21 protein-coding genes and 5 tRNA genes are annotated in these 24,025 nt (G+C 43.9%); 14 read left to right on the top strand and 12 right to left on the bottom strand.

From position 1 onward, the window contains the following. Positions 1-145 precede the first annotated feature (145 nt). Complete coding sequence (locus tag WR49_RS18370; protein WP_046224973.1) at positions 146-913, bottom strand: ABC transporter ATP-binding protein; 768 nt, start codon at positions 911-913, stop codon at positions 146-148. A gap of 2 nt (positions 914-915) precedes the next feature. After that, positions 916-1,968, bottom strand: a complete 1,053-nt coding sequence (locus WR49_RS18365; RefSeq protein WP_046224972.1) for a FecCD family ABC transporter permease — start codon at positions 1,966-1,968, stop codon at positions 916-918. Between the two features lie 183 nt (positions 1,969-2,151). Between WR49_RS18365 and WR49_RS18360 the strand changes: the two genes are divergently transcribed. After that, on the top strand, positions 2,152-3,234 hold the full coding sequence (locus tag WR49_RS18360) for an ABC transporter substrate-binding protein (RefSeq protein ID WP_046224971.1): 1,083 nt from the start codon (positions 2,152-2,154) through the stop codon (positions 3,232-3,234). 237 nt (positions 3,235-3,471) lie between these two features. On the opposite strand, the gene WR49_RS18355 is transcribed toward WR49_RS18360, so the two are convergent. Continuing rightward, entirely contained in the window at positions 3,472-6,135 is a 2,664-nt protein-coding gene (locus WR49_RS18355) for a beta-N-acetylhexosaminidase (protein WP_046224970.1), read from the bottom strand. A gap of 407 nt (positions 6,136-6,542) precedes the next feature. Between WR49_RS18355 and WR49_RS18350 the strand changes: the two genes are divergently transcribed. Then, positions 6,543-7,430 carry a TraB/GumN family protein gene (locus tag WR49_RS18350; RefSeq protein WP_046224969.1) on the top strand — a complete coding sequence of 296 codons (888 nt, stop codon included), beginning with the start codon at positions 6,543-6,545 and terminating at the stop codon, positions 7,428-7,430. Positions 7,431-7,697: 267 nt separating this feature from the next. On the opposite strand, the gene WR49_RS18345 is transcribed toward WR49_RS18350, so the two are convergent. Beyond that, positions 7,698-7,774, bottom strand: a tRNA-Pro gene (locus tag WR49_RS18345). A gap of 255 nt (positions 7,775-8,029) precedes the next feature. Here WR49_RS18345 and WR49_RS21200 point away from each other — a divergent pair. The 3 genes from WR49_RS21200 to rluF all read left to right on the top strand — a co-directional run bounded on the left by WR49_RS21200 (position 8,030) and on the right by rluF (position 10,214). Further along, positions 8,030-8,170 carry a DUF3149 domain-containing protein gene (locus WR49_RS21200; RefSeq protein ID WP_017056811.1) on the top strand — a complete coding sequence of 47 codons (141 nt, stop codon included), beginning with the start codon at positions 8,030-8,032 and terminating at the stop codon, positions 8,168-8,170. 167 nt (positions 8,171-8,337) lie between these two features. After that, a complete protein-coding gene (smrA, locus tag WR49_RS18335) occupies positions 8,338-8,919 on the top strand; it encodes a DNA endonuclease SmrA (RefSeq protein WP_017056810.1) in 582 nt (193 codons plus the stop codon). A 191-nt stretch (positions 8,920-9,110) separates the two neighbouring features. Continuing rightward, positions 9,111-10,214, top strand: coding sequence for a 23S rRNA pseudouridine(2604) synthase RluF (gene rluF / locus WR49_RS18330; RefSeq protein ID WP_046224968.1), 1,104 nt, complete (start codon positions 9,111-9,113; stop codon positions 10,212-10,214). A gap of 131 nt (positions 10,215-10,345) precedes the next feature. On the opposite strand, the gene ybaK is transcribed toward rluF, so the two are convergent. The 8 genes from ybaK to hemA all read right to left on the bottom strand — a co-directional run bounded on the left by ybaK (position 10,346) and on the right by hemA (position 18,569). Then, a complete protein-coding gene (ybaK, locus tag WR49_RS18325; protein WP_046224967.1) occupies positions 10,346-10,819 on the bottom strand; it encodes a Cys-tRNA(Pro) deacylase in 474 nt (157 codons plus the stop codon). A gap of 136 nt (positions 10,820-10,955) precedes the next feature. Further along, positions 10,956-12,617, bottom strand: a complete 1,662-nt coding sequence (gene ushA / locus WR49_RS18320) for a bifunctional UDP-sugar hydrolase/5'-nucleotidase UshA (protein WP_046224966.1) — start codon at positions 12,615-12,617, stop codon at positions 10,956-10,958. A gap of 430 nt (positions 12,618-13,047) precedes the next feature. Further along, positions 13,048-13,902 (bottom strand): 3-deoxy-8-phosphooctulonate synthase, encoded by an 855-nt coding sequence (gene kdsA / locus WR49_RS18315; protein WP_171351091.1) that lies wholly within the window; start codon positions 13,900-13,902, stop codon positions 13,048-13,050. Between the two features lie 22 nt (positions 13,903-13,924). Then, positions 13,925-14,734, bottom strand: a complete 810-nt coding sequence (locus tag WR49_RS18310) for a SirB1 family protein (protein ID WP_046224965.1) — start codon at positions 14,732-14,734, stop codon at positions 13,925-13,927. A gap of 28 nt (positions 14,735-14,762) precedes the next feature. Then, entirely contained in the window at positions 14,763-15,146 is a 384-nt protein-coding gene (locus tag WR49_RS18305; RefSeq protein WP_009848726.1) for a SirB2 family protein, read from the bottom strand. 168 nt (positions 15,147-15,314) lie between these two features. Beyond that, complete coding sequence (prmC, locus tag WR49_RS18300) at positions 15,315-16,187, bottom strand: peptide chain release factor N(5)-glutamine methyltransferase (protein WP_046224964.1); 873 nt, start codon at positions 16,185-16,187, stop codon at positions 15,315-15,317. A gap of 5 nt (positions 16,188-16,192) precedes the next feature. Next, a complete protein-coding gene (gene prfA / locus WR49_RS18295; RefSeq protein ID WP_017056804.1) occupies positions 16,193-17,281 on the bottom strand; it encodes a peptide chain release factor 1 in 1,089 nt (362 codons plus the stop codon). Positions 17,282-17,309: 28 nt separating this feature from the next. After that, positions 17,310-18,569: a glutamyl-tRNA reductase gene (gene hemA / locus WR49_RS18290; RefSeq protein ID WP_017056803.1), complete on the bottom strand. Its 1,260-nt coding sequence runs from the start codon at positions 18,567-18,569 to the stop codon at positions 17,310-17,312. 160 nt (positions 18,570-18,729) lie between these two features. Here hemA and lolB point away from each other — a divergent pair, with 160 nt between their 5' ends. From lolB to WR49_RS18245, 9 genes are all read left to right on the top strand, one after another. Continuing rightward, complete coding sequence (lolB, locus tag WR49_RS18285; RefSeq protein WP_046224963.1) at positions 18,730-19,377, top strand: lipoprotein insertase outer membrane protein LolB; 648 nt, start codon at positions 18,730-18,732, stop codon at positions 19,375-19,377. Beyond that, the gene (gene ispE / locus WR49_RS18280) at positions 19,374-20,249 is read left to right on the top strand and encodes a 4-(cytidine 5'-diphospho)-2-C-methyl-D-erythritol kinase (RefSeq protein WP_046224962.1); all 876 of its coding nucleotides are present in this window, start codon (positions 19,374-19,376) and stop codon (positions 20,247-20,249) included. The genes lolB and ispE overlap by 4 nt, the downstream gene beginning before the upstream one ends. Before the next feature lie 27 nt (positions 20,250-20,276). Next, positions 20,277-21,221 (top strand): ribose-phosphate pyrophosphokinase, encoded by a 945-nt coding sequence (locus tag WR49_RS18275; RefSeq protein WP_012603389.1) that lies wholly within the window; start codon positions 20,277-20,279, stop codon positions 21,219-21,221. 221 nt (positions 21,222-21,442) lie between these two features. Continuing rightward, entirely contained in the window at positions 21,443-22,033 is a 591-nt protein-coding gene (pth, locus tag WR49_RS18270; RefSeq protein ID WP_017056800.1) for an aminoacyl-tRNA hydrolase, read from the top strand. Positions 22,034-22,043: 10 nt separating this feature from the next. After that, a complete protein-coding gene (gene ychF, locus WR49_RS18265) occupies positions 22,044-23,135 on the top strand; it encodes a redox-regulated ATPase YchF (protein WP_017056799.1) in 1,092 nt (363 codons plus the stop codon). Between the two features lie 280 nt (positions 23,136-23,415). Then, positions 23,416-23,492, top strand: a tRNA-Met gene (locus tag WR49_RS18260). 67 nt (positions 23,493-23,559) lie between these two features. Then, positions 23,560-23,644: transfer RNA gene (locus WR49_RS18255), tRNA-Leu, on the top strand. A gap of 28 nt (positions 23,645-23,672) precedes the next feature. Continuing rightward, positions 23,673-23,747, top strand: a tRNA-Gln gene (locus WR49_RS18250). Between the two features lie 77 nt (positions 23,748-23,824). Continuing rightward, positions 23,825-23,901, top strand: a tRNA-Met gene (locus tag WR49_RS18245). Positions 23,902-24,025 lie beyond the last annotated feature (124 nt).

Raw genomic sequence — 24,025 nt, 5'->3', positions numbered from 1 at the left:
ATGGTGATGCGGGGTTAACGAATGGGCTAGGACGCTAATACGTTGCTGTATATTGCACACACCGCATATTCATAAGTATGACTAGATAACTTTTGAGAGACGTCTATCTAGTGAAATTTAATCAATTTCAGAGTGCTGAGCTTCACTAACTGGCTTTCATGGTTCTTATGAATGGGACGCCGTCTTCGTCGTGATGGACTTTCGCTTCAACTTGATAAATATCTTTGACTAACTCTGTCGTCAAGACGTCTTTTGGTGAGCCAACACTAACTAATTCACCCTGCTTTATCACTAATAGGTTATCGGCATATTGAGCAGCAAGGTTGAGATCATGCAATACCATTATACTCACATAATTTTTCGCGCGAGTTTGGGTAACAAGGTGATTGAGTAATACATGTTGATGATGTAGGTCTAAAGCACTAACAGGTTCATCCAGCAGCATAATCTCAGGATTTCGCATAATCGCTTGAGCGAAAAGGATCATTTGGCGTTGACCGCCGCTGAGAGAACTCACATTACGGTTTGCCAAATCCGCCATGCCGATACTATTGAGTATCTGTAACCCTTCACCAAGAAGCTTGTCATCGATGCGTAAACTTAAGCTATCTAATCTCCCCATTAGCACGACTTCGATGACACTCAAGCTCACTTGTAAACCAATATCTTGAGGCATGTAACCCAACTTGGCGCGCCATGATGATAGAAACTTAGTATCGAGTTCGTCATCGTAATGAGAAACCGAGCCACTTGTCATATTCACATCACCAAAAATGGCCTTAAGTAAGGTGCTTTTACCAGCGCCATTTGGCCCTAAAACAGCAGTAACCTGACCAGGCTCCAGCGTGAAGCTAAAGTTATTAGCAAGCGTTAATGTGTCAATGTTAATGTTTACTTTGTTCGCGACTAACATGATTAACCTCTCTTCGCCAAGATCAGCCAGAAGAAGAACGGCACACCAATGATTGCCGTTACGATACCGATAGGAAACAGTGCGCCCGGAACAATAGTTTTTGACAGCACAGATGCGCTAGAAAGCAGGAAAGCTCCAATCAAGAAAGAAAGTGGTAAATAGAATCGCTGATCTTCGCCCACCATAGATTTCGCCATATTTGGTGCAACAATGCCAACAAAGCCGATGATTCCTACAAAGCTAGTCACCGTGGCCGTGATAAGCGCGACAATAAATAAAGTTTTGAAGCGTAAGCGAGTGATATTTACGCCCACACTTTTGGCACGCTCTTCACCTAAACGAAGTGCAGTCAACTTCCATGCATCCTTCAGCAACAACACGCCGCCAATAAGAACAACAGCAGCCGTAACCGCGACGGTGTTCCAAGTTGCTTTTGTCAGGCTACCGAACAACCAGAACAGAATCTGTTGGCTAAGTTCGGGCGAAGAAACAAACTGAACCAGAGATAATAGCGATTGAAACAAGAACAAAAGGGCGATACCAGCCAGAATTAGTTGCCCGGAACTAATATGACGAGTAGACGCTAACGAGAATAGAAAGCATGCAGACAACATACAACATAAAAATGCGCCCAGCGGAACAGCGTAGTAGCTGCTTAACCCGAATGAGCCCATATACAGAGTGATTGCTGCGCCAAAACCAGCCGCGGCCGCCATACCTAACGTATAAGGGCTCGCCATCGTGTTATTGAGCAAAGTTTGCATCTCTGCTCCTCCCATACCAAGAGCACCACCAACAACAATAGCCATTATTGCAATTGGCAGTCTTAGTTCGGTCACAATAATTTGTGTAGACGGCTCGACTTGGTATGGCAAACCGATGAACTCGAACAGAGAGTGAAGTACTTTCGTCGCATCGAGCAAAGACGGACCTGTCATAATGTCCAGAATAAAGGTGGCCAGAATAAGTACACAGAAAGCACCGATAACCAAAAATCGACGTTTTTCACTTTTTCTCTGTTGCTGGATGAGCTGTTCTAATACTTCGGATTGCACGCCATATTACCTAGTTTGTTTTTGTTTATTGTTGATACACGGCGGGCTAAGGACTCGCGGTAGGGGCGCGATAATATCATTAATGATAGTTAGTTGCATTATCATTAACAAAACAATTAATATACTCCTCCACAGGCGGATCTGGAGCCGTCTCACACATTGAATCTAAAAGGAACCTTGTTGATGCTGAAATATATACTGACACTTGCTGCTACATGTATTAGCACACTGTCATTTGCCGAAGTGACAACCGTAACCGATGTGCTTGGACGTGAGGTGACGTTTGATTCGCCAGCTCAGCGAGTTGTTGTGGGGTTCTACCCTGAAGACTACATGGCCATCGGCACAGAAGCGGCCTATGACAACGTGGTAGGTATGTCAAAGTACATTTGGCAGGCACGCTCAGCGAGCTGGAAAGCGTATGTGACCCATCGACCATCGCTTGATGATATTCCAGAAATTGGTCGCGTAGATACTAACGCTTTTTCTATGGAGAAGGTAATCAGTCTGAATCCAGACGTTGTGATGCTTGCGGATTGGCAATTCAAAGCTCTGACATCAGACGTTGAACGTATGAAGAATGCCGGTATTGCCGTTGTTGTCGTAGATTACAATGCGCAAACCGTTGAACGTCATGTTCAGACTACTAAGCTAATTGGTGAGATCACTGGTCAGCAAGAGCGTGCCGAGATCATTGCCAATGAATATAAACAAAATATTGAGATGATCGGCGAGCGATTAGCCAAAGCAAACCTAGATAAGCCAAAAATTTACACCGAATTCGGCGCTTCTGGTGTTGATGAAGTTGGTTATACGTTTGGTAAAAACATGTGGGGCGCTATCGCAACAATGGCAGGGGGTGACAACATCTCGTCTCCATTTGTAGAATGGTGGGGCAAATTAAACCCAGAACAAATCATTGCTGCAAACCCAGATGTGATTGTAATGACGGGCTATGAATCTGGCAGTGCAGATGACGCAATGCTCATGGGGGAAGGCGTAGAGTCTGCATTGGCAAAAGAGCGATTAGCAGGATTTAAAAACCGTATCGGTTGGTCTTCAATTTCTGCAGTAAAGAATAATCGTATGTACGCAGCTTACCACGGTGCTTCCCGTACCATCATTGATGGAGCCTTAATTCAGTTCTATGCAAAAATCTTGTATCCAGACGTATTCAGTGACCTAAACCCGGAAGCAGCATACGCAGCATTTTATGCCAAGTATCTACCAATAAAACCGGTTGGCACATTCATGACAGAGCTCTAATCTTACTCTGTAATACCTGGCAAGCTGGCCGATTGATTTCAGGCAACGCCATTTCTGAGTTCATGCCTTGAAGCTTCGGGAACAGAAAAGCGTACACCCCATTATAGAGTGTGTACGCTTTTCATTTATACAGAAACATTACGAATACAGGGCTATAACTCACTCCTCCCCGAATAGATACCTTTTCTACTGTTTACTCAAATTACGGGTAGCCCTTCTATTAATATTGCTTGTCGATTATTTTACCGAAGTTACTCGACTTACTTTCTCGCCACTTTCAGAGATAGAGCGGATGTACGTTTCACCAGAAACCGAAGGACGTTGTTGCTCATCATAAGTCAGCCAGTTTTCACCATCAGCAGAGTATTGCAGTTCTACACCTGGAAATTGAACGTTCATCGCTAGCTTGCCATCAACCACTTTTGCACCCGGAACTGGCAGTCGGTAATCAATACCCGCTTTTTCAAGCTTAGCCAGCTCACGTTGGCCAACAATATTCGCGAAACGATTAAAGTCACTGTTTAGAGCCTGCTTATTCACTAAGTCAGTATCTTGAGAATACTCAACGCCCACTTTGTAGTCGTTTTCCCAATCCGCTCGGTGCCATGCACGCTCAGCTGCAGCAAGAACGCGTGGGAATACCATGTATTCATACTGCTCGTCAGTACGTACTGTTTCAGACCAAAGCTGCGCTGACAAACCGTAGAAAGGTTTCGCTTCAATCTCGCCTTTACCACTGAAGCCATTGCCGTCACGGTCTAATGACGTTTCCGCATTTTGTGGCATGTTTTCCGGTGCGAAACCGAACATCTTACGAGTATCCGTTGCACGCGTTGCCCAATAGTAACCGCGCTCTGCTGCATCTACTTCGTATGGCATATCCATGTATACGTAATCTGGGTTAGAGACAATCACGTCATAACCTTTCGCAGACCAGTCGTAAACTGATGAAGTGCCGCCCCAGTAAAGAACGTCCCAGAAGTTAACGCGAGTCGTTTCAGTAGCGAAGCCAGATTCCCCCTCTTCCACATACTTCAAGCCATCTTGCCAAGCTTGGAAGTGAGGAATGCCTTTGTCTGCAACAATTTTTGATACTTCTTTTGCAAAGTAGCCAGGCAGGTGACCGAAATCACTCACTGAACCATCAGCAATCAAAGACTGACATTGTGGAGACTGTTGGAATGGTTTGTCTTGCTTGTCTAGCTCAATGTTACCTTTCCATGCCACTTTGTCTTCTGCATTAATATCTTGGAAGCCTGCGCCTAGCTTGATGTTTTTCGCTTCATCACCACCAAAGTGCCAAGTCGTTAGCGGCATACCCGCCTCATTGTGCATTGCTGCAATTTCAGTAATCACTTTATCAACAAAGCGAGTCGATGATTCCATACATGGGTTAATGAAGCTGTGTTTATCGTAGAACTGAATCGTCGTCACGTTTGAAGTATCTTGTGGATCCATCAAGCGATATTCACTTGCTTCAGCTTCTTTGCCTTCCGCCGTTAGGCGAGTGTAACGAGCTTCCATTGATACCACAGCAGAACGAGCGTGTGCCGGCATATCAATTTCTGGAATTACTTCGATGCTGCGCGCTTTTGCGTAGCTTAAGATCTCGACGTAATCCGCTTTACTAAAGAAACCAGAGCCAAAGTTGTCTGTTGTTGGACCCGAACCTAGCTGAGGCAGTAAACAGCTTTGCTCTTCCAAATCAAAACAACGATTAGACCCTACATCTGTTAGCTCTGGTAAACCTGGGATTTCTAAACGCCAGCCTTCATCATCCGTTAAGTGAAGGTGCAGTTTGTTCATCTTGTAGGCTGCCATTTGATCTAGCGTTGCTAGGATGGCATCTTTTGAGTGGAAGTTTCGAGCAACATCCACCATCACACCACGGTAATCAAAGCGTGGCGCATCTTGGATCGACAGTTGTGGTAATGATTCAGCGTTCTGACTGTCTATTAGGCCAAAAATAGACTGAACTGCGTAGAAAGCACCTGTTTTATCAAACGCTTTAATCGCAATCCCCTCTTCCGAGATGCTTAGTTCATAAGCGCCAGATTTCGCTAAATCACCCGTAAACAGAGTAGGAACAACAGCGACACTCACAGGTAGGTCGCCACTCACATCTACGTTTACCACATCTGCACGTTCTTCAATTGCTGCGAATTGCTCAGCATCGAATGCGTCTTTAGGTAGGGCAATGCCACCAGCGATGCTCACTGAACCTTCACCCGCTTCTACTGACATTGGTGTTGGTAGTAGAGTTGTTGAAACGTCTTGCGTTGCCAGATCTGCATTCTTTTCAAAGCGAGTAACCGCGGTTGCCATGACATTGTTGTCATCAGGTGTACGCTTAAGGTTGTTTCCTTCCAAACCAGTTACGAACGACGCGACATCTTCCGTATTCAATGAAGCAATCACCTTAGGTTCAGCGTTTGGCGCCGTTACAAATGCACCCGGCATAAAGTCGGTTTCAAACAGTTGCCAGTATTCACTTGTTAGTGGAAGAAGCACTTCTTCACCAGCGGCAAAACCATCGAACTTATCTGTCGGTTCTAGTTTGTGTAGGTCACCCGTTACACGAGTGATTTTAAACTGCTCATTATCAACATCTAAGATAAGACGAATACTGTGGAAGTAGATGGCCCAATCTTTCGAATCAATAGCTTCACCATCATTAGTTAGCGTCATGTTCACTTTGTTACATGATGCCCACTCTGCGCCGAGATCCTGACAAGCCATACCCTCATTCGCACCGTGATTGGTTAGAATTTCATATTGCACATCAAGGTTATCAGCCAGTGCATTAACCACCAGTTGTTCTGGTGCTTGTGTTACAGCACAACCCGCCAAACCCGCCAAACCAGCCAGTACCGCTACAGATAGTAAGTTTCTCTTCAACATCGTATTCACCCATAAATTTAGAAAATTGAGTAAGAAGCAAAGTGGAGCGCTTCTGAAAGTTAGGTAAACTATATGACCTTATTTTTTGCTGTGAATTAAATCAGACTAATTCAGTGATCAGCTTCAAACCTCAGAAATACAGCAAATATTATTTTCATTAAAATCATAATCTTAGCGTTGACGACACTTCCGTCACTTTTATTTTGACGTAATAAATGAGAATTAAATCACAATATTTTTAGAGAATTTCATAAAATCGTATCGCTGATGGAGAGAAAGGTTTAAGAGTTGGTTCGTGTTGTTATACTTTTCGTACAAACAACGTGACGTCGTTCTCAAAAAAAACCGTTAAAAAACGCCGTCAAAATCTTTTTTAACGAGTTTATGTCTTTCTAAAGGAGCTTTCTTTGCGCACATTTTTGTACCTTACGTTACTCACACTTGTCTTTTCAGCAAAGCAAGCTGTCGCCGAACCTCTTTATTGGCAAGCTAAAAAAGATGATCTGACCCTCACTATCTTAGGTTCCGTGCACGTTGGGGATGAGAGCATGTACCCTCTTCCTTCACAGGTCACTGACACGTTAAAAGAGAGCGACGGATTAATTGTCGAGACAGATATAAGAAAGACAGAGGGTGTGGTGTATCCCACGACCACAGTGACCTCGGGTGATGTATTAAACGAAGAACAAAAACAGTTGTTAACGAGCATTTCCAAGTCTTTGGGTATGCCGACACAACAACTACTGAGCTCCCCACCTTGGGCGGCATCTCTGTCGATACAAATGCAGCAGTTAAAAAACCTTGGTTACGGCTCGGCTGGCGGTGTAGACGCAACACTCGCCTATAAAGCAACAATACAAGACGTTCCAGTGATCAGCTTAGAGCCGCTACAATTTCAAATAGACCTCATTGCAGGACAAAAAGATTCTGGTAAAGAGTGGCTAGTGACTAGCATTGAAGAGTTTGACCAAACAGACCGTGTGGTTCGTTGCCTTATTGAGGGCTGGAAAGCGGGTGATATAACCAAACTCGAGGACTTTGCGAAACTGTCTGAGATGCCATCTGAACTTGAGAAAGCATTTTTAACTGATCGCAACGTTGATTGGGCAAAAAAACTATCTGCCAATGATTGGAAGCTCAACTCAAAGGGACACTACGTGCTGGTCGTCGGTACTTTACACCTGATTGGCGAAGGTAACCTTTTGCAGTTATTAGAAGAGAAAGGGTTCAATGTCACTCAACAATCACAAAGCCAACAGGCCCAGTGTCAATTTGAGGTTAATGCGAAAAGCTAGCGAGGTTCACCCTCATTACCTTCTCGCCATGAGGATAAGACTGGCATCCCAGCCCCCCTCATGATCTAAACCATATAAGCGCTTTAACTATTTCAAAATGCAAAAAAGCCGTAACCCTATCTATTATAAAAGGGGCTACGGCTTTCTTTAATGTGATCAACAAAGAGCTTATTTTGAACATCAGGCGACCCCCTACTTAGGTTCAAATCCTATTTTCAATACCCTAAAACGACGAAAGCCTGCTCAATGAGCAGGCTTTCTTTAATGTGGTCGGTGAAGAGGGATTCGAACCCCCGACCCTCTGGTCCCAAACCAGATGCGCTACCAAGCTGCGCTATTCACCGAGATATCTAACGGGCTTATTGCCTGTCGATGCAGCGTATAATACGGATTCTGAATTTATCCGCAAGGGCTTTTTTCACTCTTTTTTACAAAGTTGAATCATTCGGACAAAAGACGTACAACCTAACGCCTAACGTGACGAAAAACACACACTCACCAACAAATATTTAACTTATGAAACAGGATTGATCCAGATCAGTGAATCAATAATGCCACTTAATACACTAAGTAGTGTCATATAACTTTGAGGTATACACATGGACTTTTGGCTAGAACTCCTATTTGGTAATGCGGTGGGGCTATCTTCAATGATAGTAATCTTCGGGGCTTTGGGTCTCATGATGTTCTATGGAGGTTTCTTCATCTACAAAGTTATGACTGACAAATCTCCTCATTAGAATTGCTCAGCCTAACTCATTTACTTTTAAGTATCATTCTTGATAGGTAAACGTTAAAACGCTTTGCACCGGAGTAGGCTTCTTGTCTTCTCCGGTTTTTTCATTTTTAAACACCATACTAACTTAGGTATACTTACCCTACCCTTATCCAACTTGAGATACCCGCTATGTCTCATGATGACGACTTAGATCTATTCCAAGAAATGATGGGCGATGTTAAACGTATCGACAATGACACCGCCGAACACCAGAAAGTACACCGAGTCACAGAATCTCATCTTGCCAAGCGTGAAGCTGCTATGTGGCTGTCTGATGACGAGAAAGATTATCTCTCGCTCGACTATTCTCCGATGTTAAAGCCAGATGATGTTATCGCCTATAAAAAAGATGGCGTGCAGGAAGGCGTATTCAAGAAACTGCGCTTAGGTAAATATCCAATTCAAGCTAAGCTCGATCTGCACAGGAAAACACTGAAAGATGCTCGTAATGAAGTGCTTTCATTTTTACGTCAATGTCTAAGAATGGATGTGCGCACCGTGATTATTGTTCACGGTAAGGGTGAGCGCTCTAACCCACCTGCCATGATGAAAAGCTATGTGGCAAATTGGCTCTCGCAAATTAATGATGTTCAGTGTGTTCATTCAACACAGCAATTTCATGGTGGCACAGGTGCCGTTTACGTCATGCTGAGAAAAAGTAATGACAAGAAACTCGAAAATAGAGAGCGACATCAGAAACGATCGAGTTAATCATATTGTGTCGAGAACACCAGCTACACGTTCTTTAATGCTCTAATCTGACGCGCAATAGATATTTAGTGCCGAAGTACACTCTAGGTGCTAAAATTGTCGTCAATTAACGAATTCAAACGTAAAAGCAACTATCCTGTAGTTGCTTTTTGTTTATCTAAATTTCCGTTGTGAAACGCTAAGAGAATATCATGTCACAAGAATCCCAAGCTAAACGCCTTAATAAGTACATCAGTGAAACTGGTTTTTGCTCACGCCGCGAAGCCGACAAACTCATTGATGCTGGCCGAGTTACTATCAATGGTAAGATCCCTGAAATGGGTACCAAAGTCATGCACGGTGATGATGTTGAGATCGACAATAAACCTGTCCGCTCGAAAGAGAAGCCTATCTACATAGCTCTTAATAAACCAACAGGTATCACCTGTACCACTGAGCGTGATATTCCTGGCAACATCGTCGACTTTATCGGCCACCACAAGCGTATTTTCCCGATTGGTCGCCTAGATAAGCCCTCAGATGGCCTTATCTTCCTAACCAACGACGGCGACATCGTAAACAAAATCCTACGTGCAGGTAACAACCACGAGAAAGAATACGTGGTGCGCGTAGATAAGCCGATTACAACTGAATTCTTGAAGAAAATGGCGTCGGGCGTGCCAATTTTAGATACTGTTACTTTACCATGTAAGGTAGAGAAAGAGACCAAGTTCTCGTTCCGGATTACGTTAACGCAAGGCCTTAACCGCCAGATTCGTCGTATGTGCGAAGCTCTAGGCTACGAAGTTTTCAAGCTGCGTCGTGTTCGCATTATGAATATCTCTTTAGATGGCATTCCTAATGGCAAATGGCGTTACCTGAGCGACGAAGAGGTCACTGAAATCTTGGCGATGTGTGAAGGCTCAGTAAGTACTGAAGATGCGTCAAAAATGAACGCGAAAGGTCAACGCATTCGTAAAGCGACTGACGCGAAACTTTTTGACAGTCGCGAAGAGAACCAAACTTCAACAGCGCGCCGTAATCAAAACGAGAACCGTACTCGCACGTACCGCGGTAACAATGCGGATGAATTCCGTCATGCCCCCAATTCAAAGCGTGGTCGTAGTTCGTCGAATGGTGAAAGCGGCGGCAATACCGAGAACTGGAAATCGAACTCTCGTTCAGAGCGCTCTAATTCAGATCGCAATCGTACAGACCGCAATAACAACGATCGTAGAAGCGGTAATCAAGACTCCAACAAACCTAATAAACCTGCACCAAAGCGTGTTGGTGGTACTTTAGGCCTGAAGAAGTAGAGCTGCTCTCTAATATAAAAACGCCCACTAGGTTATCTTGGTGGGCGTTTTTGTTGTTGGCTAAGTCAAAGCTCGATACGAAGATTGGTACTTACCTCTACATATTAATTGCTTGCGTTATCGCCAGTCTGCTACATACACAAATCAGCAAACTGGCCGCGAGTCAGTAGTGCTAAGTCTTTTGGATCGAGTTCAATTTCTAGCCCTCGCTTCCCAGCACTCACACATATCGTTTCAAAATCTGTAGCACTGCAATGAACAAAGGTAGGCAATGCTTTTTTCTGGCCAAGTGGGCTGATTCCACCAACCACATAGCCTGTGGTTTTCTGTGCAATATCAGGATTCGCCATCTCTGCCTTTTTGCCTTTCGCCGCTTTCGCTGCAAGCTTTAGGTTTAGCTTCTGGTCGACAGGAATAACCGCCACAGCCAAATCTTTAGCAACACCGTTCAAACAAAATAGCAATGTTTTGAATACGCGTTTCGGATCCTGACCAAGTGCTTCAACGGCTTCTAATCCATAATTAGTATTATTCGCATCATGATCATATTGATGCACGCTATGAGCGATTTTCTTTTTTTTAGCAAGATTGATAGCAGGAGTCATAACAAATCCAAACGATAGAGAAAAAACAAGCAGTATATAAACAACAAGCGACGCCGAGGCGTCGCTTTAGTTAAATTTATCATGGTGCTGGAGTCAATCTAATTCAGCATCTAATGACTAAATTTATTGGGGTCAATTACTTGTAAACCATTTGACCAGAAGGCGCGTACTTGTTCACGTCAACCGGGCTGTTTGCTTCTAGGTACTCTTTCAGTACTTCAGCATCAACAAAACCAGTGTTTACGTAACCTGGGTGGTCAGACAATTTAGGATAGCCATCACCACCAGCAGCATTAAAGCTTGGTATTGTGAAACGATATGTCTCGTCCAAGCGAAGCTGTTTACCACCGATGAATACATTCGATACTGCACCATTTTCTACTGTCATAGAGATGCCAGAAAACTGAGCGTAAGCACCAGAATCGATTGGTTTAGTCGCCACTACGTTTAGGTAATCAAGTACTTCTTTACCCGTCATATCTGTGTAAGTCAGAATGTTTGCAAATGGTTGTACTTTTAGCACGTCTTTGTAAGTTACATCGCCCGCTTCAATTGAATCACGCACACCACCAGAGTTCATCACAGCGAAGTCTGCTTTTGCACGCTCCATGTGTGAAGTAGCAATCAAACGACCTAAGTTAGTCTGTTGGAAACGAACGACGTTACGATCACCTTCAAGCTTGCCATTTGTCTCGGCGATCTTAACTTCTAGCTGAGCTTGACCTTCCTCTTGGAAAGGACGTAGGAATTCAAGGAGCTCTGGATCTTGGGCGATTTCATCTTGAATAAGAACTCGTTGCTTCTTACCATCAATCTTAACTTTCTTCTTAAGGTTAACAGGAACCAGATCGTAGCTCACCATTTCTAGCTCACCATTACGGAATTCGTAATCAGCACGACCAACGTACTTACCCCACTCGTGAGCTTGAACGATGTAAGTACCGTTTTGTACGTCGGGTCTACACTCATCACCCGGTGTGAAGTTTTTCTTCGCAACGTTAGGGCCTTCCATACAAACAGGCTCTTGAGAATGACCACCTACGATCATGTCGAGATCACCTTCGTTGAGGTAACGAGCCAATGCTACGTCCCCAGGTGCGTTAACACCACGTTGACCATTTTCGTAGTGACCCATATGAGTGACAGCAAAAATCAGATCCGGACTTTCTGTTTCTTTCAATTCAGCGATTAACTTTTTCGCTTCTTCTTTAGGGTCACGGAAGTCGATACCAGCGATAAACTCTGGATTCCCAATTTTCGCTGTGTCTTCAGTTGTTAGGCCGATAACTGCAATCTTAATGCCTTGCTTTTCAAACATCTCATAAGCTTGAAACTTACGTTCACCAGTCGCTTTATCGTAGATGTTTGCAGAAAGCATTGGAAAGTTAGCCCAGTCGATCTGCTTTTGTAGTACGTCTAGTGAATTATCGAACTCGTGGTTACCCAATGCCATTGCATCGTAACCAATCTTGTTCATGCCTTTGAAATCAGGTTCTGCATCTTGAAGATCGGACTCTGGTACACCAGTATTAATGTCACCGCCAGAAAGAAGCAACACGCTACCACCTTCGGCTTCAACTTCAGCACGAAGTTGATCAACCAGCGTTTTACGCGCAGACATGCCGTATTCGCCGTATTTGTTCTGCCAGAAGCGACCATGATTGTCGTTAGTGTGAAGAATCGTTAGCTTGTAAGTTTCATCTTGGTTCCAATCTAGAGTAGATTGAGACGAACACCCAGCTAGAGTAGCTAAGATTGCAGCACTTAGTGCTGTCTTTAGAATAAGGCGTTGCTTCATTGTCATACCTTTGAACTTTTTAGGGGAATCCACTGCTTTTTATAATCTATTGCGACCCCTTTCCTGGAGTTCGTACAATAAGACTTCAACATAACTAATCTTAAATTAACATTCTCGATGTAACACGACGATTTCATATTTATGTCGAATTGGTCACGCATAGATTAATAGTTAAGTGTAACAAAATTATGAGATTACACTCAAACTTCCCCTGCATCACAGGCAATCGTTTACTTAAAAAGTGTGATAAATATCAGCAATTTACTATAAATAGAATAAGCCTCACACTAATAGAATAATACAACAAGTAATCACCTACATTGTTAATACCAATCGTAGTAAATAACGGGTTACCCTAGCTGATAAAAAACGCCCAGTTCAAAGAACTGGGCGTTTGCTGTTTATCTTAATGTTAAATAACTATGCTGAGTTATTTAATGTCAATGTGGTCGAATCCTTTGATAAGATCATCAAGCGCTTTCATCTGCTTCAAGAACGGCTCTAGTTTATCGAGAGGTAGCGCTGACGGACCGTCACAACGAGCTTGATCTGGGTTCGGGTGCGCTTCAATAAACAGACCTGCAATACCTGTAGCAAGACCCGCTTTCGCAAGCTCAACCGTTTGCTCGCGACGACCGCCAGATGCAGCACCTGATGGGTCACGCATTTGAAGCGCGTGAGTCACGTCAAAGATGATTGGGCTACCGTTCGAAGACTTCTTCATTACACCGAAGCCAAGCATATCAACAACTAAGTTGTCATATCCCATGCAAGAACCACGTTCGCAAAGAATGATGTTGTCGTTACCGCACTCAGCAAACTTATCAACGATATTACCCACTTGATCTGGGCTCATGAACTGAGGTTTCTTTACGTTAATCACAGAGCCTGTTTTCGCCATCGCTTCAACAAGGTCAGTTTGACGAGCTAGGAATGCAGGAAGCTGGATTACATCAACCACATCAGCGACTGGCTGAGCCTGTGCTTCGGTGTGGATATCAGTAATGATCTTCACGCCAAAGGTATCTTTCAGTTCTTGGAAGATTTTAAGACCTTCTTCCATACCTGGACCACGGTATGAATGCACTGAGCTGCGGTTCGCTTTATCAAAAGACGCCTTAAATACATAAGGGATGCCCAGCTTCTCTGTTACTTTTACGTAGTGCTCACAAATCTGCATAGCGAGATCACGAGACTCAAGAACATTCATGCCTGCAAATAGCGTAAATGGCTTATCATTAGCAATTGGCATATCGCCAATATGGACTGTTTTCTGTTCCATCATATTCTCTCTAAATAATTATTAATTAGTGAACAACCACGGTCTTTTCGTTCATGACATTCACTTGAGATTTCAGTAATTCAGATGCAGGGTCATCTGGGCATTGGTCGATAAAATATTGATAATCTGTTGCGGCCACTTGATGACAGTCTAACTGCTGATAAATAAACCCGCGATCGCGGATTTCATACGGGTCATCCGGAACAAACGTCAAAGCAAGATCTGTACATTTCAATGCCAGCGTATAACGCTCTTCTCGTAGTAATGCACTCTTAAGTAACGCTAGCCATTTACCGATAATCGTTGGGTGATCAGCGACCTCTAAATGCTCTGCTTTCAACTTAGCGAGTGGCCCATCATGGCCAATCAACCAGGCTCGTAAGGTTTTTACACCAACATATTCGCCGTTGTAAGGATTGATATAGAGAGCAGCTTGGCCATACCAACTCACTTTAAGCAAAAACTGAGTTGGAAAAGAAACCCCCTCTACAGGGAAGCCTAGCTTGCGACCTAGAAAAAGGAAGATCGCGCCAAGACTCACTGGAATCCCCTTCTTCCTCTCAAGTACTTTGTCTATAAATGCGTTCTCCGAAGAGAAATACGCCTCTTTATCGCCAGCAAAGCCCCATTCAAAAAAGAATAGTCGAATAAAGGACTCAAACTTCTGCTGCTCATCGGTTTCATTCACCAACGCGAATTCAGCATCTTTTAGTAATCTTGAAAGCTCTTGCTCAGCCCAACTGTCTTGAGTTTCTGGGTTAATCGCTTTATTTAAGATCAATGCACCTTCAGCTAACTCTAGCTGGTCAAAGTCTTCATCAAAAAATTCGTACATAGGTAGTTAACCGAAAATAAGGAGATAATTAACCGAAAAATGTTGGTGTCTTCGTCATTGCGATTTTGCCTGCCATTGCTAACCAGCCAAGAGCGCCAAAAAACGAGAACACTCTCAATAGCTTGTTCTTACCCAACTTAAGTGCAAAGAAGCCTAATGCGATGTAAGCCATAACACAGGTGAGTTTTTCGGTTAACCATGGTGCTGCAGGCGTAAATGGAATAAAACCCGTAATAAAAATCAAGCCAATACCCGATAACAGCAGTAACGAGTCGTTGATATGAGGAAAACGCTGCAAGAAAGGATGCTTAAGCTTTGGAGAGTTAGCCATCATAAGAGCGAAACGAATCGAAAGCAGCAGTGCGCTTATCGCAATTGTTAATAGGTGAAAATGTTTTAAACCTTCGTACATGGTATTCCTTTATATTTTTATATGAGCTTTGGTTAACACGAGCCACACAATACCTGTTAATGCCCGGTATTTCTGCATTAAATGCATGATCGAGTTAAAGGTATTAATTTGGCAAGTTCGTAATCGATTATCCATCAGCTAATGTCAGTAACCAATTACAGCAACGAACTATGAACAGTAACGACCTAATGTCACTCGGTCATTACCACCGTAATCTTTCTCTGTGGCAACATCGAGATAACCGAGCGCCTGCATAATCTCACGTACCGCCAAGCCTTGGTCGTAACCATGTTCAAACGCTAGCCAGCCTTCGTTTTCTAAAAAGCGGCGTGCGTTTTCAGAGATGTATCGAATATCCGCGAGCCCTTTCTCTTCAGCGACTAACGCAGTCATTGGCTCAAAACGTACATCTCCTTGAGATAAATGAGGGTCATCTTTCTCAATATAAGGTGGGTTAGAGACAATTAAAGAGAACTTGGTATCGTTGCCATCAGAAGCTAATTCACTTAAAGGCTCAAACCAACTGCCATGTAAAAACGTAGCGTTGGTGATGTTTAAGCGCTTCGCATTTTCTGTCGCAAGCTCTTGAGCTTCAGGACGCAGATCAATACCCGTCACTGGTCTATTTGGCATTTCAGACGCTAACGCCAATGCAATTGCCCCAGTGCCAGTTCCTAGATCCAGAATCGCCCCTTGTTTGCCAGAGGCTTTATCCAAAACGACTTCAACCAAACGCTCAGTATCTGGGCGTGGGATTAAGGTAGAAGGAGAAACTTTTAATGGCAATGACCAAAACTCACGTTCACCAACAATATAAGCCACAGGCTCACCGGTTAAACGTCGCCTTAAAAGTGCATTGAATTCGGACTCTTGTTCTGAGGTAAGAAGCTTCTCAGGCCAAGTAAGCAAGTATGACCTTGGTTTGTCTAAGACGTGACAAAGCAGTACCGCAGCATCAATAGAGGGCGATGTGTTATCACCCTTTTGAAGCTGTACGATTGCTGATTTTAAAGCGCTTTCAACCGTATATGCTGACTGCATACAGATTAGTTGTGCTCTGAAAGTGCAGCAAGTTGGTCGGCTTGGTGCTCTTGAAGAACAGGATCAAGCAAGCTTTGCATATCGCCTTCAAGCACTTCGTTCAGACGGTAAATTGTCAAATTGATGCGGTGATCAGAAACACGACCTTGTGGGTAGTTGTACGTACGAATACGATCACTACGGTCACCAGAACCTAGCAGGTTACGACGTGTGTCTGAAACTGCTGCCGCGCGGCGCTCTTCTTCTGCCTGAACAATACGAGCCGCAAGCACAGCCATCGCTTTCGCCTTGTTCTTATGCTGAGAGCGCTCGTCTTGACACTCTACTACGGTACCGGTTGGTAAGTGAGTAATACGGATTGCTGAATCCGTGGTGTTAACGTGTTGACCACCCGCACCAGAAGCACGGAAAGTATCAATTTTAAGATCGCCAGCCTTGATTTCTGGAAGATCAGCTTCTGGGATCTCAGGCATCACTGCGACCGTACATGCAGAAGTATGAACACGGCCTTGGGATTCCGTTTCAGGAACACGCTGCACACGGTGACCACCCGACTCAAATTTCATGGTACCGTAAACACTGTCGCCACTTATTTTGGCGATCATTTCTTTAAAGCCGCCCTGCTCTGAAACATTGCTGCTCATCACCTCGACACGCCAACCTTTTTTCTCGGCAAATTTAGAGTACATACGGAAAAGGTTACCCGCAAAGATACCCGCTTCATCCCCCCCCGCACCTGCGCGGATTTCTAGGAAACAGTTACGCTCATCATTTGGGTCTTTTGGAATAAGAAGAATTTGCAGCTCATCAGTCAGACGTTCAATGTTCGCTTTCGCCTCTTTGATTTCTTCTTGCGCCATTTCGCGCATTTCTGCGTCATCTTCATTTGCCATCTCTTCAGCAGCTTCTAAATCTTCTTGAGCTTGCTGGTATGACTGGAAACAAGCCGTCACTTCTTCAAGTTGAGAATACTCTCTTGAAAGTGCACGGAATTTGTCTTGATTCCCGATTACATCTGGATCACCAAGTAGATGTTGAACTTCTTCATAGCGTTCAACAAGTGTTTCAAGCTTTACTAGAATCGAGGCTTTCATAATGTCTTATCTTATTGGGGGTCTAATATTATTGAGGGTTTTCTAGGCCCAAACTCTGTCTAATGACCGTTAATTTTGCAGGTTCTCCTTGCTCTGCTGCACTTTGGAGTGCTCGCGTTGGAGCATGGATCAATTTGTTTGTGAGCTTATTACTGAGCTCAAGTAAAACTTTCTCGGGGTCACCGCCAGCAGCAAGTGATTGCAAACTCTTACTTAATAATTCTTCTCGTATTTCGTTGGCCGATTTACGGTAATCTCGAATACTGTCTACTGCTTGCAATGAACGCATCCAACTCATAAATGCAGCACTTTCTTCGCTGACAATCGCTTCAGCTTGAATCGCTTCAACTTTACGTTGCTCAATATTACCATCAACAATCGACTGCAGATCATCCACTGAATATAGATACGCATCATTCAGTTCGCCTACCTGAGATTCAACGTCGCGAGGCACGGCGATATCAACCAACAACATTGGTTGGTGCTTTCTTGTTTTCAAAGCAGTTTCAACCATTCCCTTACCTATAATAGGCAATGGGCTTGCTGTTGAGCTAATCACAATATCCGCTCGATGCAGATGGTCTGGAATCTCATTGAGGCTGATCACTTCAGCGCCAAACTCTTTTGCAAGACCTAAAGCACGCTCACGAGTTCGGTTAGCCACAATCATCTTGGTACAACCATTCGCCGACAGGTGCTTCGCCACCAGTTCAATAGTTTCCCCTGCACCGACCAATAACACCGTTGATGCGGCAATTGATTCAAAAATCTGTTTGGCTAACGTACAGGCGGCGTAAGCAACTGAAACTGCACTACCGCCAATTTCAGTTTCCGTTCGAACTCGTTTCGCAACAGAGAAGGATTTCTGGAATAGCTTTTCCATTGAAGCATCAACAGATTGGTTCTCTCTTGAATCTGTATAAGCTTGTTTCACCTGACCTAAGATCTGCGGTTCACCTAACACCAAAGAGTCCAAACCACAGGCCACACGCATTAAATGTTTTATTGCAGCTTGCTCTTCATGGATATACAGGCTTGGCTTTAACTCTTCAGGGCTCACTTGATGGAACACTGATAACCAATCGATCAACTTGTTTTTTGCTACGCCTTTAACGTCACAATACACTTCAGTTCGATTACAGGTAGAAAGTATGACACTTCCATTTACGTGTGCATTTGCGTTGAGTTGCTTAAGTGCCTCAGATAATTTATCTGGACCAAAAGCGACTTTTTCGCGCAATTCAACCGACGCAGTGTTGTGATTGATACCTACGGCAAGCAAAGACATGTATCAGAAGTTCTCGATCAGGGAATGGAAACAAGAGCCGAATTTTACTTGATGCATGGCTCTATTTAAAGAGCAAGCGGGATTTGTTTTCCTGAGTTCGTGAATTCAATGCTATAGTTGAAGCGTTTTTTAGATAAATTTGAACAAGTTGTGAGCAAATATGAGCAAGCTTCGTAAAATCACGTCTCTTCTTTTTATGACCATAATTATGGTGGGTTGCTCGTCTATGCCCGAACAGCCGACCAGCGTTGAATGGCAAACCCACCAAAACCGACTTCTACAGATAAAAAGCTACCAAGCCTCGGGCAAGCTCGCCTACATATCTCCAGAGCAGCGCCAAAGCTTAAACTTCATTTGGAAACATTCACAAAATCAAAGTCAATTAAGACTCACAACGTTCCTCGGTCAAACCGTATTGAACCTGACCATAGATCCGTCGGGGGCTAAAGTCGTGACCTATAACGACCAAGTATTTACTCACGCAAGTGCGTCTGTATTAGTTGAGCAACTGACAGGTTTGCAGATCCCGATAGATCACCTGCCCCAATGGCTCCTTGGCATTCCAGATCAAGCCGATAGCTACCAACTCAATAGCACAAACACACTTGAGTCTCTGTCGAAACAAGTCCGCAACCAGCTATGGACGTTAAATTTTGATCATTACCGAAATACAGAAATGCCGAGTAAACAATTGTCGGATGAAGACAACGCAAATGTAGAGACCATCCCCCTCCCTACCCGATTATCGTTCAAGCAAGACGGTAACAAAATCAACATTGTAGTTTCGAAGTGGACACTGAAAAAATGATAACAACGCCAACGCACTGGCCTTCTCCGGCTAAACTGAATTTATTTCTTTATATCACTGGTCGACGTGACAATGGCTATCACGAACTTCAAACCTTGTTTCAATTCGTCGATTTTGGCGATGAACTGACGGTTACCGCCAATGAGAACACGAGCTCGATTACCATCACACCAGACATCCCAGACGTTGCGACCGAAGACAACCTGATTTGGAAAGCGGCTACCGCCCTTCAACAATATACATCGACCTCTTTCGGTGCAGATATTGTGCTAAAGAAGGTGCTTCCTATGGGAGGGGGCATTGGTGGAGGCTCTTCAAATGCCGCAACCGTGTTGGTCGCGCTTAATTATCTATGGCAGCTAAATCTGTCTGATGATGAGCTTGCAGAGATCGGATTGAAGCTGGGTGCTGATGTTCCTGTGTTCGTTAGAGGCCACGCAGCCTTTGCTGAAGGAGTTGGAGAACAACTGCAACCCGCTCACCCGGATGAAAAATGGTACCTCGTTGTTAAACCTCAAGTGAGCATAGCTACTGTAGACATATTCACACATTCAGAATTAACTCGAAACACCCCAAAGCGAGTGCTATCAACGCTTCTAGAGCAAGAATACGTAAACGATTGCGAAAAAATTGTGCGAATGCTGTACCCAGAGGTTGATAAGCAACTTTCATGGCTGCTACAATACGCGCCGTCGAGACTGACTGGTACTGGCTCGTGTGTTTTTGCTGAATTTAACAGCAAAAAAGAAGCCGAGTTGGTATTAGAAAAACTGCCTGACATGGTTTCCGCTTTCGTGGCGAAAGGACGAAACATTTCGCCTTTAAAAGAGACTTTGGCTGAGTATCAATCAGCCCACCCACAATCTATTTAAAACTGGACGCAACCCGAGGTTTCCACCGTGCCTGATATGAAGCTATTTGCTGGTAACGCAACACCTGAACTAGCCCAACGTATTGCTGATCGTCTATACATCTCTCTTGGAGATGCTACTGTAGACCGTTTTTCTGATGGCGAAGTCGCTGTACAAATCAATGAAAACGTTCGTGGTAGCGATGTATTCCTGATTCAATCAACTTGTGCACCAACCAATGACAACCTTATGGAGTTGGTGGTAATGATTGACGCAATGCGCCGTGCTTCTGCTGGCCGTATTACTGCTGTAATCCCTTACTTCGGTTATGCTCGTCAAGATCGTCGTGTACGTTCTGCTCGTGTACCTATTACTGCAAAAGTTGTTGCAGATTTCCTTTCTAACGTTGGCGTTGACCGCGTTCTTACTATTGACCTACACGCAGAGCAAATTCAAGGTTTCTTCGATGTACCAGTTGATAACATCTTCGGCACTCCAGTTCTTTTAGAAGACATGGCGAACCGTGGCCTAGAAAACCCAGTTGTGGTTTCTCCAGACCTTGGTGGTGTTGTGCGTGCTCGTGCTACAGCTAAAGCGCTAGGTGATGTTGACATCGCTATCGTTGATAAGCGTCGCCCACGCGCTAACGTTTCTGAAGTAATGAACCTAATCGGTGATGTTGAAGGTCGCGACTGTGTGATCGTTGATGACATGATCGATACTGGTGGTACTTTATGTAAAGCCGCTGAAGCGCTTAAAGAGCGCGGTGCTAAGCGTGTATTCGCTTACGCAACTCACGCGGTATTCTCTGGTACTGCTGCAGAAAACATCCGCAACTCAGTACTAGACCAAGTTATTGTTACTGATTCAATTAAGCTTTCTCCAGAAATGGCAGCGACAGGCAAAGTTACTGAGCTAAGCCTTTCTCGCATGCTTGCTGAAGCAATTCGTCGCATCAGCAACGAAGAATCAATCTCAGCGATGTTCAACTAATTAGAGCCTCATAGTTTTTTACAATAGCTTTGGTTTAGAAACACGTTAGAGAAAGACATTAAGCACTTCATTAAATGAAGTGCTTTTTTTATGTCTGAGTTATATCGCACGACTATTTATCACAATCAGGAATAATCGTGTTGCTGTCAGCTAGCTCGCACCTTTTTCATAAACTGTGATATCATACGGCGCTTTTTGAAATCCCAAGAGAGATCCATACCTTGAGCCAACAAATAAAACTTCTCGTTGGACTGGCTAATCCAGGTCCAGAATACGCCAAAACTCGCCACAATGCGGGTGCTTGGGTAGTTGAAGAATTAGCACGAGTACACAACGTGACACTAAAGAACGAATCAAAGTTCTTTGGCCTTACGGGTCGTATCATGGTTCATGGTGAAGATCTTCGTTTGCTGATCCCAACGACTTTTATGAACTTATCAGGCAAAGCAGTTGCGGCTCTGGCAAAGTTCTACCAAATTAAACCAGAAGAGATCATGGTGGCTCATGATGAGTTAGATCTCCCTCCTGGCATTGGAAAGTTTAAAAAAGGTGGTGGTCACGGCGGACACAACGGTCTGAAAGACATCATCAGCAAACAGGGTAACAATAAAGAATTCTATCGTCTTAGATTAGGCATTGGCCATCCTGGACACAAAGATAAAGTTGCAGGTTATGTATTAGGCAAAGCTCCACAAAAAGAGCAAGAGTGTATCGAGGCCGTCGTTGACGAATCGGTTCGCAGCCTAGACATCTTATTAAAAGATGGCCTACCAAAAGCACAAAATCGCTTACATACGTTCAAAGCAGAATAAGGTTTATATCATGGGTTTTAAATGTGGCATCGTTGGTCTACCAAACGTTGGTAAGTCAACTCTGTTTAACGCACTGACTAAAGCAGGCATCGAAGCAGCAAACTTTCCATTTTGTACGATCGAACCAAACACAGGTATCGTTCCGGTCCCAGATCTGCGCTTAGATGCATTAGCAAAGATTGTTAATCCACAGAAGATCCTTCCAACAACAATGGAATTCGTAGATATCGCTGGCTTAGTTGCTGGCGCGTCTAAAGGTGAAGGCCTTGGTAACAAATTCCTTGCAAACATCCGCGAAACTGACGCTATCGGTCACGTTGTTCGCTGCTTTGAAAACGAAAACATCGTTCACGTTTCTGGCAAAGTATCTCCTATCGAAGATATTGAAGTGATCAACCTTGAACTTGCGCTGGCTGACTTAGACAGCTGTGAGCGTGCAATTCAACGTAACGCTAAGAAAGCAAAAGGCGGTGACAAGGACGCTAAATTCGAGATCACTGTACTAGAAAAACTACTACCAGTTCTTACTGAAGGTGGAATGGCACGTACAGTTGAACTAGGAAAAGAAGAAGCGGCGGCTATCGGCTACCTAAACTTCCTAACGCTTAAGCCAACTATGTACATCGCAAACGTTGCGGAAGATGGTTTCGAAAACAATCCTTACCTAGACGCGGTTCGTGAATACGCAGAAAACGAAAACAACGTAGTTGTTGCTGTTTGTGCAGCTATCGAATCTGAACTTTCTGAACTTGACGACGAAGATCGCGAAGAATTCCTGGCAGATATGGGAATCGAAGAACCAGGCCTTAACCGAGTGATCCGCTCTGGTTACGAACTACTAACTCTTCAAACTTACTTTACTGCTGGTGTAAAAGAAGTTCGAGCTTGGACGATTCCTATTGGCGCAACGGCGCCACAGGCTGCTGGTAAAATCCACACTGACTTCGAAAAAGGCTTCATCAGAGCTGAAGTTGTTGGTTTTGATCACTTTATCGAATTTAACGGTGAGAGCGGTGCAAAAGATGCAGGTAAATGGCGTCTTGAAGGCAAAGAATACATAGTTAAAGATGGTGACGTTGTTCACTTCCGTTTCAACGTATAATTACTGATTTTACATCAGATAAAGGCCAGTGAGTTCACTGGCCTTTTTTGTTTTTCCTCTGACGAAATAGCCCTGTATCTGAAACCTAACTTCCTATATATATCGGCTTTTTGACCTGTTTTTTGCCGACAAATACGCCTCTTTGACTAAAAAGAAACCGAACAGATGTTTATTCGTGATTTATTCAAAAAAAAAGTTGACGGGTTTCACTCAACTCCGCATAATGCGCCCCGTTCACAGCGAAGCGGTAACGTATCAAAATGAACAAAAAATTGGAAATGGCTACTTAGCTCAGTTGGTTAGAGCACATCACTCATAATGATGGGGTCGCAGGTTCAAATCCCGCAGTAGCCACCATTTCCTAAGCACTCTGTTTGTTATTAAACACATGTTTATTAACGACAAGAGTTTTTAGGAAAGTAAAGCGGTCGTGGCGGAATTGGTAGACGCACCAGATTTAGGTTCTGGCGCCGAGAGGTGTGAGAGTTCAAGTCTCTCCGACCGCACCATATTGAGATATCTTAAGTGATATCCTGTTGGGCTATCGCCAAGCGGTAAGGCACTGGCTTTTGATGCCAGCATTCCCTGGTTCGAATCCAGGTAGCCCAGCCACAATTTAAAGTGTAATTATCTTTAAAAAGATAATGGCATTGGAAGCGAGATTATATTATATTACTTCGCTCTCAGATGGCTACTTAGCTCAGTTGGTTAGAGCACATCACTCATAATGATGGGGTCGCAGGTTCAAATCCCGCAGTAGCCACCATTCTTTCTTTATGAAAGAAGAACACACAACGTTATATTGAATCACCAATATCGATATAACTATACTCTTCGCTAGGCTCTTTGCTTAGTTGAGAGGAAAGCTTTGCTGCGGTCGTGGCGGAATT

Origin of the sequence: Vibrio sp. ECSMB14106 (genome assembly GCF_000972265.1) — a bacterium.
In the GTDB taxonomy this organism is placed as follows: Bacteria; Pseudomonadota; Gammaproteobacteria; order Enterobacterales; family Vibrionaceae; genus Vibrio; species Vibrio kanaloae.
Note: the sequence above shows the minus strand (reverse complement) of the source record. Positions and strands in the feature narration are given on the sequence as shown.

Bases quoted from the DNA above. Each gene is read 5' to 3' on its own strand.
- lolB (WP_046224963.1), top strand. From the start codon at position 18,730: ATGAGCAAGCTTCGTAAAATCACGTCTCTTCTTTTTATGACCATAATT.
- prfA (WP_017056804.1), bottom strand. From the start codon at position 17,281: ATGAAAGCCTCGATTCTAGTAAAGCTTGAAACACTTGTTGAACGCTAT.
- prmC (WP_046224964.1), bottom strand. From the start codon at position 16,187: ATGCAGTCAGCATATACGGTTGAAAGCGCTTTAAAATCAGCAATCGTA.
- rluF (WP_046224968.1), top strand. From the start codon at position 9,111: ATGTCACAAGAATCCCAAGCTAAACGCCTTAATAAGTACATCAGTGAA.
- WR49_RS18355 (WP_046224970.1), bottom strand. From the start codon at position 6,135: ATGTTGAAGAGAAACTTACTATCTGTAGCGGTACTGGCTGGTTTGGCG.
- smrA (WP_017056810.1), top strand. From the start codon at position 8,338: ATGTCTCATGATGACGACTTAGATCTATTCCAAGAAATGATGGGCGAT.
- WR49_RS18360 (WP_046224971.1), top strand. From the start codon at position 2,152: ATGCTGAAATATATACTGACACTTGCTGCTACATGTATTAGCACACTG.
- WR49_RS18370 (WP_046224973.1), bottom strand. From the start codon at position 913: ATGTTAGTCGCGAACAAAGTAAACATTAACATTGACACATTAACGCTT.
- WR49_RS21200 (WP_017056811.1), top strand. From the start codon at position 8,030: ATGGACTTTTGGCTAGAACTCCTATTTGGTAATGCGGTGGGGCTATCT.
- ybaK (WP_046224967.1), bottom strand. From the start codon at position 10,819: ATGACTCCTGCTATCAATCTTGCTAAAAAAAAGAAAATCGCTCATAGC.
- ispE (WP_046224962.1), top strand. From the start codon at position 19,374: ATGATAACAACGCCAACGCACTGGCCTTCTCCGGCTAAACTGAATTTA.
- ychF (WP_017056799.1), top strand. From the start codon at position 22,044: ATGGGTTTTAAATGTGGCATCGTTGGTCTACCAAACGTTGGTAAGTCA.
- WR49_RS18305 (WP_009848726.1), bottom strand. From the start codon at position 15,146: ATGTACGAAGGTTTAAAACATTTTCACCTATTAACAATTGCGATAAGC.
- ushA (WP_046224966.1), bottom strand. From the start codon at position 12,617: ATGAAGCAACGCCTTATTCTAAAGACAGCACTAAGTGCTGCAATCTTA.
- WR49_RS18310 (WP_046224965.1), bottom strand. From the start codon at position 14,734: ATGTACGAATTTTTTGATGAAGACTTTGACCAGCTAGAGTTAGCTGAA.
- kdsA (WP_171351091.1), bottom strand. From the start codon at position 13,902: ATGATGGAACAGAAAACAGTCCATATTGGCGATATGCCAATTGCTAAT.
- hemA (WP_017056803.1), bottom strand. From the start codon at position 18,569: ATGTCTTTGCTTGCCGTAGGTATCAATCACAACACTGCGTCGGTTGAA.